The sequence below is a fragment of the Bradyrhizobium sp. BR13661 genome (assembly GCF_029892425.1).
In the GTDB taxonomy this organism is placed as follows: Bacteria; Pseudomonadota; Alphaproteobacteria; order Rhizobiales; family Xanthobacteraceae; genus Bradyrhizobium.
The window spans coordinates 168,988-188,130 of record NZ_JARXWB010000004.1 but is presented as its reverse complement, the minus strand read 5'-3'; the positions used below and the strand labels follow the sequence as shown (position 1 = coordinate 188,130).

The 19,143-nt window shown below is 62.8% G+C and carries 17 protein-coding genes; 10 read left to right on the top strand and 7 right to left on the bottom strand.

Going from position 1 to position 19,143, the window contains the following annotated elements; all coding sequences use genetic code 11:
* Positions 1-143 precede the first annotated feature (143 nt).
* The 6 genes from M2427_RS08530 to M2427_RS08505 form a co-directional block, all read right to left on the bottom strand.
* The gene (locus tag M2427_RS08530) at positions 144-1,151 is read right to left on the bottom strand and encodes a serine hydrolase (protein ID WP_280705803.1); all 1,008 of its coding nucleotides are present in this window, start codon (positions 1,149-1,151) and stop codon (positions 144-146) included.
* A 114-nt stretch (positions 1,152-1,265) separates the two neighbouring features.
* Positions 1,266-1,619, bottom strand: coding sequence for a cupin domain-containing protein (locus tag M2427_RS08525; protein WP_280705802.1), 354 nt, complete (start codon positions 1,617-1,619; stop codon positions 1,266-1,268).
* 277 nt (positions 1,620-1,896) lie between these two features.
* Entirely contained in the window at positions 1,897-2,925 is a 1,029-nt protein-coding gene (locus tag M2427_RS08520) for an ABC transporter permease (protein WP_280705801.1), read from the bottom strand.
* A 12-nt stretch (positions 2,926-2,937) separates the two neighbouring features.
* Positions 2,938-4,440, bottom strand: a complete 1,503-nt coding sequence (locus M2427_RS08515; RefSeq protein ID WP_280705800.1) for a sugar ABC transporter ATP-binding protein — start codon at positions 4,438-4,440, stop codon at positions 2,938-2,940.
* Between the two features lie 23 nt (positions 4,441-4,463).
* On the bottom strand, positions 4,464-5,486 hold the full coding sequence (locus tag M2427_RS08510; protein ID WP_280705799.1) for a sugar ABC transporter substrate-binding protein: 1,023 nt from the start codon (positions 5,484-5,486) through the stop codon (positions 4,464-4,466).
* 128 nt (positions 5,487-5,614) lie between these two features.
* Positions 5,615-6,019 carry a globin gene (locus M2427_RS08505; RefSeq protein WP_280705797.1) on the bottom strand — a complete coding sequence of 135 codons (405 nt, stop codon included), beginning with the start codon at positions 6,017-6,019 and terminating at the stop codon, positions 5,615-5,617.
* Positions 6,020-6,499: 480 nt separating this feature from the next.
* Here M2427_RS08505 and M2427_RS08500 point away from each other — a divergent pair, with 480 nt between their 5' ends.
* The 8 genes from M2427_RS08500 (at position 6,500) to M2427_RS08465 (ending at position 15,624) form a co-directional block, all read left to right on the top strand.
* On the top strand, positions 6,500-6,874 hold the full coding sequence (locus M2427_RS08500) for a DUF2946 domain-containing protein (protein WP_280705796.1): 375 nt from the start codon (positions 6,500-6,502) through the stop codon (positions 6,872-6,874).
* A gap of 85 nt (positions 6,875-6,959) precedes the next feature.
* A complete protein-coding gene (locus tag M2427_RS08495) occupies positions 6,960-9,416 on the top strand; it encodes a TonB-dependent receptor (protein WP_280705795.1) in 2,457 nt (818 codons plus the stop codon).
* A 42-nt stretch (positions 9,417-9,458) separates the two neighbouring features.
* Positions 9,459-9,983 (top strand): copper chaperone PCu(A)C, encoded by a 525-nt coding sequence (locus tag M2427_RS08490; RefSeq protein WP_280705794.1) that lies wholly within the window; start codon positions 9,459-9,461, stop codon positions 9,981-9,983.
* A gap of 31 nt (positions 9,984-10,014) precedes the next feature.
* Positions 10,015-10,533: a YcnI family protein gene (locus M2427_RS08485; protein ID WP_280705793.1), complete on the top strand. Its 519-nt coding sequence runs from the start codon at positions 10,015-10,017 to the stop codon at positions 10,531-10,533.
* Positions 10,533-12,095, top strand: coding sequence for a CopD family protein (locus M2427_RS08480; RefSeq protein WP_280705792.1), 1,563 nt, complete (start codon positions 10,533-10,535; stop codon positions 12,093-12,095). The genes M2427_RS08485 and M2427_RS08480 overlap by 1 nt, the downstream gene beginning before the upstream one ends.
* A 147-nt stretch (positions 12,096-12,242) precedes the next feature.
* Positions 12,243-13,562 carry a proline--tRNA ligase gene (gene proS, locus M2427_RS08475; protein ID WP_280705791.1) on the top strand — a complete coding sequence of 440 codons (1,320 nt, stop codon included), beginning with the start codon at positions 12,243-12,245 and terminating at the stop codon, positions 13,560-13,562.
* 72 nt (positions 13,563-13,634) lie between these two features.
* On the top strand, positions 13,635-14,915 hold the full coding sequence (locus M2427_RS08470; protein ID WP_212232535.1) for a lipoprotein-releasing ABC transporter permease subunit: 1,281 nt from the start codon (positions 13,635-13,637) through the stop codon (positions 14,913-14,915).
* Positions 14,916-14,922: 7 nt separating this feature from the next.
* On the top strand, positions 14,923-15,624 hold the full coding sequence (locus M2427_RS08465) for an ABC transporter ATP-binding protein (RefSeq protein WP_280705790.1): 702 nt from the start codon (positions 14,923-14,925) through the stop codon (positions 15,622-15,624).
* 130 nt (positions 15,625-15,754) lie between these two features.
* On the opposite strand, the gene M2427_RS08460 is transcribed toward M2427_RS08465, so the two are convergent.
* Positions 15,755-16,834 carry a zinc-binding alcohol dehydrogenase family protein gene (locus M2427_RS08460; RefSeq protein ID WP_280705789.1) on the bottom strand — a complete coding sequence of 360 codons (1,080 nt, stop codon included), beginning with the start codon at positions 16,832-16,834 and terminating at the stop codon, positions 15,755-15,757.
* A gap of 241 nt (positions 16,835-17,075) precedes the next feature.
* Here M2427_RS08460 and M2427_RS08455 point away from each other — a divergent pair, with 241 nt between their 5' ends.
* Complete coding sequence (locus tag M2427_RS08455; protein ID WP_280705788.1) at positions 17,076-18,170, top strand: acyltransferase; 1,095 nt, start codon at positions 17,076-17,078, stop codon at positions 18,168-18,170.
* A 177-nt stretch (positions 18,171-18,347) separates the two neighbouring features.
* The gene (locus M2427_RS08450; RefSeq protein ID WP_280705787.1) at positions 18,348-19,121 is read left to right on the top strand and encodes a helix-turn-helix transcriptional regulator; all 774 of its coding nucleotides are present in this window, start codon (positions 18,348-18,350) and stop codon (positions 19,119-19,121) included.
* Positions 19,122-19,143: the final 22 nt, after the last annotated feature.

The following is a 19,143-nucleotide window of genomic DNA, read 5'->3' as shown; positions in this document are numbered from 1 at the left end:
GCAGCAGCGATCCTCCCACATGCGGTCTCCGCTCCTGTACGATGAAACCCGCGACGGATTTCTCCGCGCGGGTTGAGGAATTTTCGATGCTGCCATTCTGCCAGTGTTTTGCCCGACGTGTGTCAAACGCCATTCTGCGCGCATCAATCAGCGGGAGCCATCATTTGTCGAACCAGGTCGAGAAAAATCGTCGAGTGAATTCCCTTCTGGCTTTGATCCAGTTCAACGACCTGAACGGCGACCAGATGTTTCTCCGGCACGATCACGATCAACTGTCCTCCGTAGCCGGAGGCAAAGATTGCGTTTCGTCCCCATACATCGGCATTGAGAGTCCACCATAAATAGCCGTACCCCCGGTCTTTTCGACCGGTCTCCGAATAGGCCTTCGTCGAGTCTGCTGTCCATTGGGAAGGAATGACTGAAACGTCGTTCCATCGCCCCATATTGAGAAACAGCAATCCGAACCGTGCAAGATCGCGCGCACTCATGTTGAACACGTAGGCGCGGTAAAGAGAGGAGCCGTCGCCAACAAAAGTCCCGTCATGGGCCGTGAAATCCTGCATCCCGATGCGACGCGCAATCGCCTTGTCGAAGCTGTCGAAGATGTTCGAGCCCGTTGCGTTTTCGTAGATTGCACCCAGCGCGTTGAAGTCCCAGTTATTGTAGTACCAGAACGTGCCGGGCGGATGAGAGCCGCGCGGCGGGCGCGTCGATTTCTGGTCGCTCGTTTCATATGCGGCGGGGTGATAGATGCCGGAACGCGCCATGAGCAGTTGGCGAACCGTCGCCTGCTTCTCTTCGGGCGTCAGCGATGGCGCGGTATCGTCGATCCCCAGTCCAGCGAGTGTGCTTTCAAGTTTGATCTGGCCGCGTTCGATGGCGACGCCGTAGAGGGCGCTCAAGAAGCTCTTTCGAACAGAGCGAACATTGACCTTGCGACTGACATCTCCTGAGGTCGCGACCACGAGGCCGTCCTGCACGACCATGATCGCGGTTGGCTTGTATTTTCGGGCGTAGCTCTGCACGGCGCCTTGGACTGGCGAGGGCTGCGCCGATCCCTTGGACTCCACGGCCTTCCATTCCGTACCGGGCTCTGCACCTGCCGACCCCGACCAGAACAGCAAGGTCGCGAGCAGCACAAGATACCGCATGACAGGGCCTCGTTCTGAGGTTCGGCAGACAGTCGAGGAGTGGGAGACGAACCGCGGGCTGCATCGCGAACCCGGGCCGCCGGCAGGATCCGGCTGCGGATCAGGAGTTTCCGGTCAGGCGAGGATACGAGGCGCAGCGGTCGCTTTGTCACCCGAGTTCGGCGTGCCCGTGGGTTCGATCAGCAGGATGTGCACTTCGCCATGCGCCACGGGCCGGTGCTCTATTCCCTTGGGTACGACAAAAACCTCGCCGGGGTTGAGCCTGACCGTCCGATCCCGCAGCTCGATGTCGAGCGTACCCCTGAGCACGAGAAAAAAGTCGTCCGTATCGTCATGCTTGTGCCAGTGATATGGCCCCTCGAGCTTGGCCACCATGATGTCGTTGTCGTTGTAGACAGCGACGGTACGAGGCGAGAAACGCTCGGTGAAAGTGGCTAGCTTCTCGGCGAGATTTGCAGGTACGTTCATTGCATGACCTTGGACTGAAAGACCTGGCCCGCCCTCGCCATAGGCTGGCTGCGGCCGGTTGCGTGGCTTGCGATGCTGGTGTTGCGCGCCGAACGGATGATCGGGGAATCCCGCGGACGGCACTTCGCGATGATGACATCCTACGCCTGTTTTGCCCGACGAGTCAAATGCACTTCGTAAAATCCGCAATTTCGCAACCTTGTCGGCAAGTCATTGATTTCGTTGGCCCCAGCTACTGTGCATGGGGTTGTTTTCGCGGTCTTGTTTCGAGCTTCGGCTACTCCGCAGTTTTTTCCCTCAGCCGCTGCGCATAGACGTTGATGACCAGCGCCGCCAGCAGGATCAGGCCGCGGATCAGGATCTTCAGGAAGCTGTCGATGTTGACGTGGTCGAGACCGTTGTTGAGGACGCCGAGCACGAAAAGCCCGACGATGGTGTTGCCGATGCCGCCGCGGCCCCCAAACAGGCTGGTGCCGCCGACCACGACGGCGGCGATGGAGTCGAGCAAATAGGTGTCGAACTCGTTCTGCTGCGCGCTGCCGAAATGGGCGACTCCCAGCATGCCGCCGATGCCGGAGCACACCGCGGAGATCACCATGACAGCGCCGAGGATCAGCTTGACGTTGAGGCCGGCATATTCGGCCGCCTCGCGGTTGCCGCCGACCATGTAGACGTAGCGGCCGAAGCGCGTGTAGGTCAGCACCAGATGCCCGGCGAGCAGCATGATGGCGGCGACGATCACGATCCACGGAATGCCGCCGACCGAGCCCGAGCCGAGCGTCGTGATCAGGCCCGGCACCTTGTAGGCGATTTGCCCGCGCACCAGCATCGCAGAGATGCCGGCCGCGATCTGCATCATCGCCAACGTCATGATGAAGGAGGGGATGCCGATCACGGTCAGCCCGAGTGTATTGACGACGCCGAGCAGCGCGCAGAGCGCGATGGCGAGCAGGATCGCGGCTGCGCCGGGCAGTGGCAGATTGGCGATGTTGACGTAGGATTCCTGGACCGTGAAGAAGGCGACCGCGATGCCGGTGACGTTGGCGATGCTGGCGATCGAGAGGTCGATCTCGGCGCAGAGGATCACGAAGGTGAGGCCGACCGCGATGATACCCGTCACCGACACCTGCGTCAGGATGTTGCCGAGATTGTCGATGGTCGCAAAGGAGGGGCTCGCAAAGGCGAAGAAGCCGGACAGGAAGATCAGCGTCAGGAACGGCGCGATATTGCGCATCTGCGAGCGCAGGAAAGGCGCAAGGCCCCGTGGCCGCTGGCCCGCCGCTGATGCCGTCTCACTGCTCGCCATGGTGCTTCTCCGTCACGCCGCTTCCAGCAGGCGGTCCTTGCTGACCGGCTCGTTCTTGAATTCCCGCACCACAGCGCCGCGCTTGAGCACGAGGATACGGTCGGCCAGCGACAGCACCGTTTCCGGCTCGGTCGACAGCACGATGATCGCGAGCCCCTTGGCGCGGAGGTCGCGGACGATGTTGATGACGTCGTTCTTGGCGCCGACATCCATGCCGCGCGTGGGCTCGCACAGCACCAGCAGCTTGGGCGGGTAGGTCAGCCATTTCGCCAGCGCCACCTTCTGCTGGTTGCCGCCGGAGAGCATGCCGAGGTCGAGGCCGACGACCGGCGGCCTGATCTGCAACTGCGCGACCTGGCGCTGGGCGATGTCGCGCTCCTGCGCCGGCTTGAGCAGCAGCGAGGAGATGCGGTCCAGAATGCTGATCGAGATGTTCTTGTAGACCGGCTCCTGGTGAAACAGCATGGCGCGCCGGCTCTCCGGCACCAGCGCCACGCCCGCACGCCGCGCCGCCGCCGTGCTGGCGAAGGTCTTTGGCGTACCCTCGACCATCAGCGTGCCGGCGTCCGGCTTCAGCTTGCCGAACAGGATACGCGACAGCTCCTGCTGGCCGCAGCCCATGAAACCGTAGATGCCCAGCACCTCGCCGGCGCGGGCCTCGAAGGAGACATCCTTGAGGCTGCGTGCCAGCGATAGCTGGTCGACCTTCAGCACCACCGAGCTGTCGCTCGGCCGCGGCAGCATCAGGTCGTCGCTATAGCTGTGCTCCAGCGCCTCGCCGCCGCGGCCGATCATGGCCTCGATCAGCGCGCCCTTGGTGGTGGCGGTGCTCGCGGTCTCGGCGACCTTCCGCCCGTTGCGGAAGACGGTGACGGTGTCGGACACGCGAAGAATGTCCTCGATGAAATGCGAGATGAAGACGATCGCGGTGCCTTGCTCGCGCAGTCGCCGCAGCGTCGTGAACAGCCGCTCCACCTCGGGCGGGGAGAGGGCGGAGGTCGGCTCGTCCAGGATGACGATCCGCGCGCCCGAGAACAGCACGCGGGCGATCTCGATCAGCTGCTGCAGCCCGATCGGCAGATCGCCGAGCCTCGACATCGGATCGACGTCGATGCCGAAGCGCGCAAGCTGCTCGCCCGCCTCGCGCGCCATGCGCCGCCATTGCACGAGGCCGAGGGCGTTGGTCGGCTGGTTGCCGAGGAAGACGTTCTCCGCAACCGTCAAGTCCGGCGCGACGCTGAGCTCCTGATGCACCATGGCGATCCCGGCGGCATGCGCATCGCGCGCCGAGCGGAAGTGAGTCTCCTGACCGTCGATCAGGAAGCGGCCGGAGAACTCGGTGTGCACGCCGGCGATGATCTTCATCAGCGTGCTTTTTCCGGCGCCGTTCTCGCCGACGAGACCGTGGATCTCGCCGGGGAGGAGCGCGAAGTCGACACCACGAAGCGCTTCGACGCCGCCGAAGCTCTTCGTGATGCCCTGGAGTTCCAGGATGGGCAGACGACCCTCAGGCATGCAAGTTCAGGTCTTGGAGGATTTCAGATCAGGAAGTGATCCTGCATCCACTGCATGCCCGCCGCATTGGCCTTGGTCACAACCGGACCGTCGGTGACGACGTTCTTGGGAATGCCCTGGCCGCTCTTCTCGCCACCGGCGACAGCCGCAACGCCCGCGATGATCGCGCCGCCATGGATGCGGCAGGACGGATTGCGGACGGTCGCGTACATGCGGCCCTCGCTCACCGCCTGGATCGCCGGCGGCATCGCATCCACACCGCCGATCAGGATGTTGGTGCGGTTATGCGCCTTCATGATGTTAGCGGCCGCAAGCGCCATATCGTCATTGTGGAAGAACGCCGCGTCGATCTGCGGATATTTGGTCAGATAGGTTTCCCAGAGCCGCGCGGTCTTGGAGACGTCCCAGTCAGCCGGCTGGGTATCGAGCACCTCGATGCCAGGGAATTGCTTCACGACGTTGTTGAAGCCTTTGGCGCGGCCCTGTGCGCCGGTGTGGCCGAGCGCGCCTTGCGTCATGATGATCTTGCCCTTGCCGCCCATCGCGTTGCACAGCGCCTGCGTCACCGATGCGCCCATGAACTCGTTGTCGGGGGCGAGGAAGGAGTGGACGTTAATTTGATCAAGAGGAGCAATAAGCGTGTCCATATCGATGACGGGCGTGCCGGCGTCGATCATCTTCTGCACGGGCTGGGTGAGGGTGCCGATGCCGAAGGCCTGGATGGCAACGAAGTCCCATTTCTGCGAGGCCATGTTGTCGATCGCCGCGCGCTGCTTCACGGCATCGAGCTGGCCGTCGAACCAGGTCACTTCGACATTGAACAGCTTGCCCCAGAACTCAGCGGCCTGCTTGCCCTGCGCGCACCAGGTGGCCTGAAGGCCCGCGTTGGAGAATGCCGCCTTCAGCGGCTTCTCGCTGCGTCCCATTTCGGCCGCCAGCACTGGGTTTATGCCCATGCTGCCGAGGATGGCAGTCGCGGCGCCGGCGGTCGCAGCCGCCTGAAGAAGATCGCGCCTCGTCGTCGAGAAATCTTTCGTCCCGGACATCGCTCGCTCCCATATATTTTGTCGTCGGCGCGTCATTGGTTGCGCTACCGATCTCGCAAAGTGTCTCACAATCGAAGACTTCACGCTACCCAATCTGCAACGCGAGCGTTGGTGCAGCGCAAAGCGCGCTACGCTGCGATGCCAGCGAAGGCGTCGATCTCGACGAGCAGCGCGTCCCACGCCTGCATCATCTCGTCCGACCATTCATCGCCGAGCTGATCGCGCAGCGTATCCCTGATCACGGCGAAGAAGCCGATGAACAGCTCGCGTGGCGTCCCGTAGGCGTCGTGTGAGACCACTTCGCAGGCGATCAGCCGGAAATGTCCGCTACGCTCGCCGGCGAAGTCGAGAATCGCCTCGATCGTCAGCGCGAGCATCGATCCCATCACGAACTCGCTGCCTTGTGTGCGGAACATCGCTCGCGCTTCAGGATGCTCATCGAACAGCCGTTGATAGACGAGGGGCGTCAAATCTGCGCAGCGCGAGGCCGCGAGCTCAAAACTTTGTTCGATCGGATTGGGAGGAAAATTCATCGGCGTATCAGCCGTGCAGACAAAAAAAGAGCGGGGCCGTAGCCCCGCTCAAAAATTGTGTCGACCCTATTATCCCCGATTCTAAGATTTGATCTTGATTGGCGGGGCGACGCTGCGTTTTGCGCGCCAGGGGCTCCTCCCGAGACTTGGACCACCAGACTTCGACCTCGCGGCCAGCCTGAGCAAGAGGGATGCTAGATCAACTTTTCTCACTTGTCATCATTTTCGGCAACGATTGTTCAAAATTCGAGCAGTTAACGAAATGATCGGGCTCATAACCCTATAAGCATATGACAAATATAAGAAATCTGTGGATGGGTGAGGGGCCGGACTGCCTCAAATGCTGGAGGTCAGCCTTCGACGAGGGGCCGCCGATCACATTATTCGAGAAATTTGCGCGCCCCCAACAAGGCGGCCGATGTGATCTCGACTCGCGGCGGGCGTGGTGTTTAGTTAGCAGGCGAACGAATGGTTCGGCGGATGCGCGCACGGCTGCAAAAATTCTTACCCGTAGTCCTGCTCGCGCTGGTGATGCAGGTGCTGGCGCCGATTGCCGCCTGTTGGGCGGCTGGCCAGGCCGTTTCCTATCCGCTTGGTGCCGGCGTCATCTGCCATGGTGTCAGTGAGCAGGGTACTCCGAGCGACCAAACTGGCTCGCCGACCGCGCATTCCGGGGCCTGCGCGCTGTGTTGTCTCGCGCAGGCGAGCGCCTCCCCCGAATCGCCGCCGCACGCGGCGCTCGCCGTGCCCTTCCGTCATGCCGCGCGCGTGGTGTGGCATGAGACAGAAGCATTCCTTCTCGCCGCCCATGGGGGCTCAAGCGCTCAAGCGCGGGGACCTCCCCACTTTTCCTGACAACCCTTCGTGACCACTGCGGTTCATCCGTTGGCGGTCGATGTTGTCGATTGGCCGGAGCGAAAGCCGGCGTCAGGAATTCCCAATGTTACCTCGTCATGCCCGCTGCGGCGTGAGCATCGTTGCCGTTCAGGCCGCGCTGCTTGCCTCGTCGAGCGGTGTGTTCGCCCAGAGCACCTCAAGAGAGCTGCCAGCGGTGACCGTCGATGCGCCTGCGACGGTGAAACCCAAGCCGCGCAAGCCGGCGGTTCAAACCGCGGGTGCCAGTAGAAATTCGGCTAAACCGATCCAAAGGTCGGTCTCGGTCGCCGCAACCAATGAGCAGGGACAGGGCGGCGCTCGCGCGTCGCTGGATCAGCCGGCCGCTGTGGCGCGCTATCAGCTTCCGCAGCGATCCTTCAGCATCACGGCCAAGGAGGTCGACGAGACCATCAACCTCAAGGACCCCGAAGACGCCGTCAAATACATGCCGAGCCTGTTCGTGCGGAAGCGCAATGACGGCGACAACCAGGCGGTACTCGCGACGCGAAGCTGGGGCCTGAACTCGAGTGCGCGCACGCTGATCTATTACGACGACTTGCTGATCTCGGCCTTGATCGGCAACAACAATTCCGGCGCCTCGCCAAAATGGAACCTGATCTCTCCCGAGGCGATCGGGCGGATCGATTTCCTCAACGGTCCGTTTGCGGCCGCCTATCCCGGCAATTCCATTGGCGGCGTTCTGCTGATCACGTCCAAGATGCCGGACAAGCCGTTTGCGGTGGCCAAGGAAACCGTCTCGGTGATGCCATGGAATCAATACGGCACCAAGGACACTTATGTGACCAGTCAGACCAGCGCTGCCGCGGGCAATCGCGATGGTCAGCTGTCCTGGCTCGTCAGCGCCAACTATCTCGACAGCTATCAGCAGCCGCTGGCCTACACGACTAATGCGACGTTCCCGACTGGCACGACAGGAGGTTTTGCCGCGCTCAACAAGACGGGCGGCGTTGCCAACGTCGTTGGTACCGGCGCGCTGGCGCACTCACAGCAGACATCGGGCAATCTGCGGCTCGCCTACGACGTCACGCCGCTGGTGCAGGCAACGTACTCGCTCGGCATCTGGAATAATCACCAGACCTCCGATCCGCAAACCTATCTCAGATCGGCAGCAACGGGCTTGCCGACCTTCGGTGGTATCAGCAGCTTTGCCAGCAGCAAGTACACCTGGGACCAGCTCCACATGAGCAACGCGGTTTCGCTGAAGAGCGATACCAAGGGCGTGTTCGACTTCGACCTCGCGGCCTCAACCTACAACTATCTCCAGGACACCCTGGTTAATCCCTTTACGGTCGTGCCATCGCCGGGCCTTGGCTATTCGCTGAACGGCAAGGTGACGCGAATGGACGGCACCAATTGGCAGAACGCTGACGCCAAAGGCATCTGGCGTCCGTTCGGCATCGATGGTCCGCACGAGATTAGTTTTGGCGTGCACGGCGACCGCTACCGGCTCGAGAACCCCGTTTATGCCTCGACGGTCTGGTTCAACGCTCCTTCAACCGGCAATGGCCAGCTCTATTCGACTGGCGTCGGTGAGACGCGCACCGAAGCTCTTTGGGTACAGGACGCCTGGAAGATTACGCCCATCGTGAAGCTGACGCTCGGCGGGCGGCTGGAAAGCTGGCAGGCGGTCGAAGGCTTCAACCTCAACACTACGACGACCAGCGCCGGTGTCATCACGTCGGCGGTGCCGACGTGGCAGCCGGGGCTGTCCTCGACCAATTTCTCGCCGAAAGCGTCGCTATCTTTCGATCCGAATAAGGACTGGAACGTCACCGCGAATTTCGGGGAGGCCTACCGCTATCCGACGGTGACCGAGCTCTACCAGAACATCAGCGTTGGCGGCATCACGTATCTCGCCAATCCGCTGCTGTCACCGGAACAGGATTTCACCGGCGAGCTCAACCTCGAACGGCGCTGGGCCGATGGGCGTTTGCGGCTCACAGTGTTCGGCGAGCGCACCAACAATGCGCTGATCTCACAATCGACCACCGTGACGAACGCAAGCGGGGCGCAATCGGTGCAGACTGCCGTCAGCAACGTCGCGGCGATCCGCATGCAGGGCGTCGAATTGTCGGCCGACAAGGACAATGTGGTCATCAGCGGACTGCAGGTCTTCGGCAGCGTGACCTACGTCGACTCCAGGATCATTTCCGATCCGAACTGGAAGGGTCCGACCAGCGTCGTCGGCAAACGCGTGCCTTTCGTCCCCGACTGGCGCGCCAAGGTCGGCGTTACCTATCGGCCGAACGACAGCTGGGCCTATACCGTTGCGGCTCGCTACAGCGGCAAACAGTATTCGACGCTGGACAACTCGGATATCATCCCGCACGTCTACGGCGCGTTCGATAACTTTTTCGTTGTGGACTTGAAGATCCATTACAACGCGACGAAGAATTTCGCGTTCGACTTCGGCATCGATAATCTCTTCAACGAACAGTATTTCCTGTTCCATCCGTTCCCGGGACGAACTTTCGTTCTCGCCGGCAAGTACACGTTCTGACTGATGGGACAGATATCAAGGGCGACAAGAAAGGCAATCGACATGAACAAGCTCTCATCTCTCTTCGCGCTCGCGGCACTCTCAGCCGTCGTCGTCGCGGCTCCCGTCCGCGCTGACGACGTCAAGGCGGGCGATCTCGTCATCTCGCAGGCCTGGAGCCGGGCAACGCCTGGTGGGGCCAAAGTCGCCGGCGCCTTCCTGACCATCGAGAACAAGGGCACTGCGCCCGACAAGCTCGTCGCCGTGTCCGCCGAGATCGCGGGCAAGGCTGAGCTCCACGAAATGACGATGGACAATGGCGTGATGAAGATGCGTCCGCTGGAGAAGGGGCTCGTCATCGAGCCGGGCAAGACCGTGAAGCTCGCTCCCGGGGGCTATCATCTGATGCTTCAGGATCTGAAGGGCGCGTTCAAGGAAGGCGAGAAGGTGCCTGTGACCCTCGAGTTCGAGAAGGCCGGCAAGGTCGCCGTCTCGCTCGACGTCCAGGGCGTTGGCGCGCAGGCGCCCGGCGGTGGCGGAGGCATGATGATGAAGAAGATGCCCGACCATTCGGGAATGAAAATGTGACTGACGTAATCTAACCCCCGGGAGATCGAGCATGTTGAAGGCACCCTGGCTGATCCTGATGGCTGCGCTGGCCGCGTCGCCTGCGGCGGCGCATGTTTATCTGGAAGGCAAGCAGGCCACGGTTGGTGCGTCCTACAAGGCCGTCTTTGCCGTACCGCATGGCTGTTCCGGTTCGCCTACGGTGAAGATTCGCGTGCAGATCCCCGAAGGCGTCATCGCAGTGAAACCGATGCCGAAGGCGGGCTGGAACGTCGATGTCGTCGAGGGGCAATATGCCAACCCGTACGACTATCACGGCAACAAACTGACTTCGGGTGTGAAGGAAGTGGTCTGGTCCGGCGGCAAGCTGTCGGACCACAATTACGACGAGTTCGTCGTCAGCAGCTTCCTCACTGACAGCCTGAAGCCGAACACCACGCTGTACTTTCCGGTGGTGCAGGAATGCGAAAAGGGTGTTAGCCGCTGGATCGAAATCCCGGCGGAGGGCGCAGGGCATTCGCATGAGGACAAGTCGCCGGCGCCTGGCGTGAAACTGCTGCCCAAGCCCTAATGCGTCTTCCGGCTGCGCTCGCATCGCTGCTGATCGTCGTCGGCTATTCGACCGGCGCGTCGGCGCATGCGGCGCTGATTTCGGTCGAGCCGGCGAGCGGCAGCATCTTGGCGACTGCGCCGAAGGCGGTGGAGCTGCGCTTCAATGAAGCGGTGACCCCTGGCGCGATCCGCTTGATCGACGGCGCGGGCAGGGCGCGCGATGATGCGCGCGTTACGGCATCGGACGAGAGCATTTCGGTTGCGATGCCGCAGGACCTGCCGCAAGGCACGGCGGTCGTGAGCTATCGCGTGATGTCGCAGGATGGCCATCCCGTCGCGGGATCGGTGATCTTTTCCGTCGGCGCGCCGACGGCCACGCAACCTCCGGCCAACGCCGATGGCTGGTTGAACGCGCTGATCTGGCTGTCGCGGATCGGTCTCTATCTCGGATTGTTTGTCGGTGTCGGCGGCGTGTTTTTTGGCCGCTGGATTGCGTGGTCGATGACCGGCATGGCTGTGCCTCGTGTAGCGCTCTTCATCGGCATCCCGAGCGCGGTCGTATCTGTTGGCGTGCTGGGTCTCGATCTCCTCGGTCTGCCGCCGGCAGCGCTGATGACGACAGCGCCCTGGACCGTCGCGTTCGCGACCAACGCCGGCCCTGCCTTGCTCGTCGCCATGGCGGCGATGCTGCTCGCGCTGATGGCGCTGGGCCGAGCGCGGTATGCGCGCGTGTTTGCCGCCATCGCGTTCGCCGGTGTCGGGCTGTCGCTGGCCATGACCGGGCACGCCGCAACGGCATCGCCCGAGATGCTGACGCGCCCGGCGATCTTCCTCCATGGCCTTGCCGTGGCGTTCTGGATCGGTGCGCTGGCGCCGCTGGTTGCACTGCTGTCCAAGCCGACGCCGGTGGTGCTGCCGCTCCTGAACCGCTTCTCACGAATTGCCATGCCGGTGGTCGCTGCGCTGGCGCTGACGGGCCTTGCGCTTGCGATTATCCAGCTCGAAAGGCCGTCAGCGCTGGTTGAGACCAGCTATGGTCTCATTCTCTCGGTCAAGCTGGTGCTGGTCCTGTTGCTGCTGGCGCTCGCTGCGCTCAATCGATACAGGCTGACGCCGCCATTGGCGAAAGATCGCGGAGCCGCGCCGGCGCTCAAACGTTCGATCCTGCTGGAGTGCGGGGCTGTGCTCGGCATCTTCGCCGTCGTCGCCGGCTGGCGTTTCACGCCACCGCCGCGGACCATCGTGCCGGAGACGCCGCTGGCGATCCATATCCACACCGATAAGGCGATGTTCCAGGTGCTGGTGTCGCCGGGCAAGCCTGGCATGGACGATTTCGTGCTTCAGCTCATGACTGGCGAGGCGACGCCATTGAAGGCCAAGGAGGCGACGCTGACGCTGAGCCTGCCGGAGCGCGGCATTGAGCCAATCGAGCGCGACGCTGAGCTTGGGTCCGACGGCTATTGGCATGTGCGCAAGGTCGAACTGCCCTTCGCCGGCCGCTGGCATGTGCGGATCGACGCGCTGGTGACAGATTTCGAGAAAATCACCCTTGAGGACGAGCTCGACGTCTTGCCGCCCTAGTTCCGGCACGGTTCAAGTCGAACCTGAAGTCGACGGAAAAATGACAGGAATTCCGTCGCGTTAGCGGCTTTTCCTCATTCCCGGTCTTGTGTTTTCGCTCCCAATCCGGTTTCACTGCAGCCCCTCACTGATTCCCAGAGTATTGCCATGCGGTTGTCGCGGTTCTTTCTGCCCATTCTGAAGGAAAATCCGAAAGAGGCGGAGATTGTCTCGCATCGGCTGATGCTGCGGGCTGGCATGATCCGACAGGAGGCGGCCGGTATCTACGCGTGGCTGCCGCTGGGCTTCCGGGTCCTGAAGAAGATCGAGCAGATCGTGCGCGAGGAGCAGGACCGCTCCGGTGCCCTGGAACTGTTGATGCCGACACTGCAACTCGCCGACCTCTGGCGCGAGAGCGGCCGCTATGACGCGTACGGGCCGGAGATGCTGCGCATCGCCGACCGTCACAAGCGCGAGCTGCTGTACGGACCGACCAACGAGGAAATGATCACCGAGATCTTCCGCGCCTATGTGAAGTCCTACAAGAACCTGCCGCTCAATCTCTATCATATCCAATGGAAATTCCGCGACGAGCAGCGTCCGCGCTTCGGCGTGATGCGCGGCCGCGAGTTCCTGATGAAGGATGCCTATTCCTTCGATCTCAACGAAGCCGCCGCGCGCGTCGCCTACAACAAGATGTTCGTCGCCTATTTGCGCACCTTCGCGCGGATGGGGCTGAAGGCGATCCCGATGCGCGCCGAGACCGGCCCGATCGGCGGCGATCTCAGCCACGAGTTCATCGTGCTGGCTGAGACCGGCGAATCCGGTGTTTTCATCAATCGCGACGTGCTTGACCTGCCGGTGCCGGGCGAGGACGTCGACTACAACAGCGATCTGACGCCGATCATCAAGCAGTGGACTTCGGTCTATGCGGCGACGGAGGACGTTCACGATGCCGCCCGGTTCGAGCAGGAGGTGCCTGAAGACAAGCGGGTGAACACCCGCGGTATCGAGGTCGGCCAGATCTTCTATTTCGGCACCAAGTACTCCGAGCCGATGAAGGCGACGGTGGCGGGGCCCGACGGCGTCGATGTGCCGATCCATGGCGGCTCCTACGGCGTCGGCGTCTCGCGCCTGCTCGGCGCCATCATCGAGGCCTGCCATGACGATGCCGGCATCAAATGGCCGGAGGCGGTGGCGCCGTTCCGCGTCGCGATTCTGAACCTCAAGCAGGGCGACGCTGCAGTCGATGGCGCTTGCGAGAAGCTCTATGCCGAGCTGACCGCCAAGGGTGTCGACGTGCTCTACGACGACACCGACCAGCGCGCCGGCGCCAAATTCGCGGCTGCCGACCTGATCGGCATCCCCTGGCAGATCATGATCGGGCCGAAGGGGCTGGCCGACGGCAAGATCGAGCTCAAGCGACGCGCCGATGGCTCACGGGAGAGCCTGTCGCCGGCGGACGCGGTTGCGCGCCTGGTCGGCTGAATAGTGTTCATCGCGCGATAATGGGCCGGCAATCCGGCCACAATTGACCCCGAATCATGGGATTATCAAGCGATGGATGAAACCATGACCGAAACCGTGCAGACCGCGCCTTTTGCGCCCTTCGAGTGGATGCTGTCGGCGCGCTATTTGCGGGCGCGGCGCAAGGAGGGATTCATCTCGGTCATCGCCGGGTTCTCCTTTCTCGGCATCATGCTCGGCGTGGCCACGCTGATCATCGTGATGGCCGTGATGAACGGCTTTCGGAAAGAGCTGCTCGACAAGATCCTGGGGCTGAACGGCCACATTCTGGTGCAGCCGCTGGAATCGCCGCTCACCGACTGGAAGGACGTCGCCGAGCGCATCAGCCAGGTCCAGGGCATCCGGCTGGCGGCCCCCGTCGTCGACGGCCAGGCGCTGGCGTCCTCGCCCTGGAACGCCTCGGGCGTGCTGGTGCGCGGCATCCGCTCCGACGACCTCAACAACCTCACCTCCATCGCCAAGAACATCAAGCAGGGCTCGCTCGAGGGTTTTGACGACGGGCAGGGCGTCGCGATCGGCCGCAGGCTCGCCGACCAACTGTCGCTGCACGCTGGCGACAGCGTGACGCTGGTGGCACCGAAGGGGGCGGTGACGCCGATGGGCACGACACCGCGGATCAAGCCTTACAAGATCGTCGCCGTGTTCGAGATCGGCATGTCCGAATACGATCTCGGCTTCGTCTTCATGCCGCTCGCCGAAGCGCAGGCCTATTTCAACCGCAGCAGCGACGTCACCTCGATCGAGGTGTTCACGACCAACCCCGACAGGATCGACGCCTTCCGCAAATCGGTGACGGAAGCCGCGGGCCGGCCGGTGTTCCTGGTCGACTGGCGCCAGCGCAACTCGACCTTCTTCAACGCGCTCCAGGTCGAGCGCAACGTGATGTTCCTGATCCTGACCATGATCGTGCTGGTCGCCGCGCTCAACATCGTCTCCGGCCTGATCATGCTGGTGAAGGACAAGGGCAGTGACATCGCGATCCTCCGGACGATGGGCGCCTCGCAGGGCTCGATCATGCGGATCTTCCTGATCACGGGTGCGTCGATCGGCGTGGTCGGTACGCTGGTCGGCTTCTTCGTCGGCCTCGTGATCTGCCTCAACATCGAATCCATCCGGCAATTCCTGTCCTGGCTGACCAGCACCGAGCTGTTCTCGCCGGAGCTCTACTTCCTGTCGAAACTGCCCGCCGAGATCGACGTCGGCGAGACCACGGCCGTCGTCATCATGGCGCTGACGCTGTCGTTCCTTGCGACGCTGTACCCGTCGTGGCGCGCCGCGCGCCTCGATCCTGTCGAAGCGCTGCGGTACGAGTGAGGGGCTGATGGAGCAGCAGGGGGCTGAGGATGTACCGGTCATTTATCTCCACGAGATAAAGCGGCAGTACCTCCAGGGTGAAGCGGCGCTGACGATCCTCGACAACGCCAAGCTGGCGCTGTGGGCGGGTCAGTCGGTCGCACTGGTCGCGCCGTCGGGCTCGGGCAAGTCGACGCTGCTGCACATTGCGGGGCTGTTAGAGGCGCCTGACTCGGGCGAGGTCTATGTCAACGGCGCGCCGACCTCGCAACTGCCCGACATCGAGCGCACCCAGCTGCGCCGCAGCGACATCGGCTTCGTCTACCAGTCGCATCGGCTGCTGCCGGAATTCTCGGCGCTGGAGAACGTCATGATGCCGCAGATGATCCGCGGCCTGAAGAAGTCCGAGAGCGTCAAGCGCGCAAAAGAGATTCTGGGCTATCTCGGCCTCGGCGACCGCATCACGCACCGCCCGGCGGAGCTGTCGGGCGGCGAGCAGCAGCGCGTCGCGATCGCGCGCGCGGTCGCCAACGCGCCCCGCGTGCTGCTGGCGGACGAGCCGACCGGCAATCTCGATCCGCACACTGCCGACCATGTGTTCCAGGCGCTGATGCAGCTGGTCAAGGCGACCCGGGTCTCGATGCTGATCGCGACCCACAACATGGAGCTCGCCGGCCGCATGGACCGGCGCGTGTCGCTGTCGAACGGCCAGGTCGTCGAGCTCGAATAACAAAACCGCGAAAACAACCCCATGCACAGTAGACGGAAGCAGCCGTCTCCCGTCGGGGCCACATCGTCCAGCCCTCTGATCAATCAGACGTATCCGCTGCGACGGCGCATCGCCGCAGCGGGCTGGTCAATTACGGCCTGATCACCGTCAATTTGAACGGCCCGCTGACGGCGGCGGCGTGCGCGACGGCCTCGTTGACGTGGTCGAGGTCGAAGTCGGTCGTCTGGTATTCGTCGAGCCGCAACAATCCGGCGCGCACCATCGAGATCAGGCGCGTTGCCGCATCCGGCGGATACATCCAGACACCTTGGATGGAGATGCAGTTGCGCATCAGCCAGGGGTAGGGGAGCTCAAGGCCGGCGCCGCCGGCCATGCCGACACCGCCCATCAGCGCGACGCGGCCGTAAGCGCGCACCGTCATGACCGCCGCGCGCACCACACTCGTGCTCACCAAGGGCGGCATGATGTCGAGCACGCAGTCGATCGGGCCTCCTGCGGCGCGCTTCATCGCCTCGCGGTCGTCGTCCTCATTGCCTGATAGCCTGACCGGCTTCACCCGCGCGCCGAAGCGTCGGACGAGGTCGGCCTGAACCGCCTCGTTGCGGCCCGGCGTCACCACGCAGGCCGCGCCCATCGCCAGCGCCACCGCCACCGCGGCGCTGCCGAAATTGCCGGTGGCCCCGCTCACCAGCACGGTCTCGCCCGGCTGAAGCTTTGCGGCGAGAAAGCCGCCATAGGGCACCAGCGCGGTTCCGAGCGCGCACCATTGCGAGGCTTCCCCGGACGTGATCTGGCCGAGCTTCTTCACGTTCTCGCTCGGCACGCGCATCTGCTCAGCGTAGGAGCCGTGGCGAAAATGCCGTTGCAGCTTCATGCCGCCGGGGCCGGCGGCCGTGAGCCCCTGCAGGGCGATATCGGGCGCCACGACATCGTCGCGCGAGCGCACGGTCGGGTCGCAGAACACCCAGTCGCCGACGTTGAGCTTGGTCGCATCAGGGCCGATCGCGCGCACCCGGCCGATGCCGCCGGGGCCCGGAATGATCGGCAGCTCGAGCGCGTAGTTGCGCTCGCCGCTGAAGACCTCGTTCATGTAGGACAACACGCGTGTGGCGACGACGTCCACGATGACCTCGCCGGTGCCGAGCACCGGGTCGGGCACGGTTTCGATCGCGAGCGGGGATCCGAAGGATTTGAGCACGGCAGCTTTCATGATGTTCACCTCAGAGACGGGTGATACGAATATGCGGCGCCCTTGAAGGGACAGGAAGGCCTGGTATTATCCTAGTATTCGGTCGACCCAGTGTGACGGGTGCGCAGGCCATGCAGCCGAGGGAGAACGTTGCCACAGCCGGAGTGGACGCTCGGTTACGTTAATGCCAACGCCATGTTGCGGCGCGCCCCACCGCCTTGTATCACCGTTCAATCATATACGGAGGGGCGTTTTTCGGGTTATGCGAATTGAATCGCTTGATGCCGTCCGGGGCATCGCAGCCTTGACAGTTCTATTCCACCACATGCGGTTGTTGGCGATCGAAACGCCTCCCGTGTGGATCAAGTACACGCCCCTCAGAGTACTGTTTTCAGGTCAATCAGCGGTCCTGCTGTTCTTTGTGCTGAGCGGCTTCGTCCTCCACCTCGCCTTCGTTTCAAGGCGGGAAGGCTATTGGCCGTTCATGATCAAGCGCTTTTGGCGAATTTACCCACCGTTCTGCGTCGCGATTCTGGCCTCCGCGGCTCTCTACCATCTTATAGGGGCGGCCCCTATGGACGGCCTCACCGATTGGGCCAATCATTCCAGCTGGCAACTTCGCCCGACTTTCTCGGTGGTGGCCGCTCACCTGGCGATGACCGATATCGAGGACCTGCACTCGTTGGACAATCCGATGTGGAGTCTCGTCGTCGAGATGCGTATTTCCATTCTCTTCCCTCTCATCGCACTTGCGACTCAATGGAATTGGCGAGCGACGTGCTTTGGCGCCTTGGTGATCTCGTTGGCCTGCAGCTACTTGGAGCAGCGCTATGTGCCGGACTGGCTCTTCGATCCGCTATCGACCGGACGCTTCCTCTATTTGTTCGCAGTGGGAGCAGCCGTTGCCGAAAATTCAAAGTCGATTAGGATGGTAGTTCAGATTCAGCACTGGCCGGTGCGCCTTGCGCTCTGGGGCACCGCGCTCGCACTGCTCTCAATATCTCCGATCCTCGCTGGCATACCGACGGCTATCGGCTCGACGCTGATCGTGGTATTGAGTTTTGCCGACACCAAAACGGATGCGGCGCTCGCCACTCCAGCCCCTATGTGGCTTGGCAAAATTTCCTACAGCCTCTATCTGATACACGTTCCAGTCTTGATCGCCGCGGCGCATTTGATGACTGGCCGCATGCCCATAATTTGGATCTTCGCGGCAACCGTTCTCTTGTCGCTGCTCATCGCCGAATTGATGTATCGAGTAGTGGAGAGGCCAGCGATCGTTATCGGACGGCGCATGGCGGATTGGTCCAAATCTCTGAATCTCAACCATGAGCAACAGCGAACGAAGCGGGCTTAGGCTCGAAGCCAGCCCACTGCACCGTAGACTTGTACGGATGGCCGCCAGGCAGATTTACGTCGTTAAGGTCACCTGCGCGACGCCGTACCAATGGGAGCGACCGCCTATCTTGCGGGCAGGCGAGGGCCTGGTATTATCCTAGTATTATCAAAGCCCCTCCATCCACAAGAACACGCCATGGCCGACCCCCGCCGCATCGAATTCGGCGACTTCCTCCGCTCCCGCCGCGAAAAGCTCACGCCGAAAGCCGTCGGCCTGCCGCCGGGGGCGAGGCGCCGCACGGCGGGGCTGCGCCGCGAGGAGGTTGCTCAGCTCGCCGGCATTGGGGTCGACTGGTACATCCGGCTCGAGCAGGGCCGCACCGTCAGCCCGTCGGTGACGACAGTCGATGCGCTAGCGCGGGCGCTGCGGCTCAGCAAGACCGAGCATGCGCATCTTAGGGGTCTCGCGCGCGACGGCGCGAGGGGCCCCTTCATCCGCGAGGTGGTGCCGCCGCCGATCCTGCGGCTGGTCGAGAGCCTCCCGCATCCGGCCTACATCACCGGGCGGCGCTGGGACGTGCTGGGCTGGAACGCGGCGGCCGAGGAGATCTTCGCGTTCGGACGGCTGCCGGAGGAGGATCGCAACACGCTGCTTCTGATGATGACCAACAAGAAGACCCGGAAATCGTATGGCGCAGGCTGGGCTGACGTCGCCAAGCGCATGGTCGCGATGTTTCGCGCCACCCACGACGTCTGGGCCGGCGATCCCGCCTTTGCGGAATTGCTGTCGCGCTTGCGCGAAGGCAGCCCCGAATTCGTCAAATGGTGGGGCGCGCACGAGGTGCACGGCACCTTGTCGGGCCGCAAGACCATGACCCATCCGACCAAGGGCGTGCTGCATCTCGAGCACACCAGCTTTCAGGCCAATGACGATCCTGCGCTGAAGCTCGTGATCTATACGCCGGTGTGAGGGCGGTACTCCGTTCGTGGCC

Excerpts from the sequence above, each read along its gene's own strand:
- M2427_RS08530 (WP_280705803.1), bottom strand. The coding sequence starts at position 1,151 with ATGCGGTATCTTGTGCTGCTCGCGACCTTGCTGTTCTGGTCGGGGTCG.
- M2427_RS08525 (WP_280705802.1), bottom strand. The coding sequence starts at position 1,619 with ATGAACGTACCTGCAAATCTCGCCGAGAAGCTAGCCACTTTCACCGAG.
- M2427_RS08520 (WP_280705801.1), bottom strand. The coding sequence starts at position 2,925 with ATGGCGAGCAGTGAGACGGCATCAGCGGCGGGCCAGCGGCCACGGGGC.
- M2427_RS08515 (WP_280705800.1), bottom strand. The coding sequence starts at position 4,440 with ATGCCTGAGGGTCGTCTGCCCATCCTGGAACTCCAGGGCATCACGAAG.
- M2427_RS08510 (WP_280705799.1), bottom strand. The coding sequence starts at position 5,486 with ATGTCCGGGACGAAAGATTTCTCGACGACGAGGCGCGATCTTCTTCAG.
- M2427_RS08505 (WP_280705797.1), bottom strand. The coding sequence starts at position 6,019 with ATGAATTTTCCTCCCAATCCGATCGAACAAAGTTTTGAGCTCGCGGCC.
- M2427_RS08500 (WP_280705796.1), top strand. The coding sequence starts at position 6,500 with ATGCGCGCACGGCTGCAAAAATTCTTACCCGTAGTCCTGCTCGCGCTG.
- M2427_RS08495 (WP_280705795.1), top strand. The coding sequence starts at position 6,960 with ATGTTACCTCGTCATGCCCGCTGCGGCGTGAGCATCGTTGCCGTTCAG.
- M2427_RS08490 (WP_280705794.1), top strand. The coding sequence starts at position 9,459 with ATGAACAAGCTCTCATCTCTCTTCGCGCTCGCGGCACTCTCAGCCGTC.
- M2427_RS08485 (WP_280705793.1), top strand. The coding sequence starts at position 10,015 with ATGTTGAAGGCACCCTGGCTGATCCTGATGGCTGCGCTGGCCGCGTCG.
- M2427_RS08480 (WP_280705792.1), top strand. The coding sequence starts at position 10,533 with ATGCGTCTTCCGGCTGCGCTCGCATCGCTGCTGATCGTCGTCGGCTAT.
- proS (WP_280705791.1), top strand. The coding sequence starts at position 12,243 with ATGCGGTTGTCGCGGTTCTTTCTGCCCATTCTGAAGGAAAATCCGAAA.
- M2427_RS08470 (WP_212232535.1), top strand. The coding sequence starts at position 13,635 with ATGGATGAAACCATGACCGAAACCGTGCAGACCGCGCCTTTTGCGCCC.
- M2427_RS08465 (WP_280705790.1), top strand. The coding sequence starts at position 14,923 with ATGGAGCAGCAGGGGGCTGAGGATGTACCGGTCATTTATCTCCACGAG.
- M2427_RS08460 (WP_280705789.1), bottom strand. The coding sequence starts at position 16,834 with ATGAAAGCTGCCGTGCTCAAATCCTTCGGATCCCCGCTCGCGATCGAA.
- M2427_RS08455 (WP_280705788.1), top strand. The coding sequence starts at position 17,076 with ATGCGAATTGAATCGCTTGATGCCGTCCGGGGCATCGCAGCCTTGACA.
- M2427_RS08450 (WP_280705787.1), top strand. The coding sequence starts at position 18,348 with ATGGCCGACCCCCGCCGCATCGAATTCGGCGACTTCCTCCGCTCCCGC.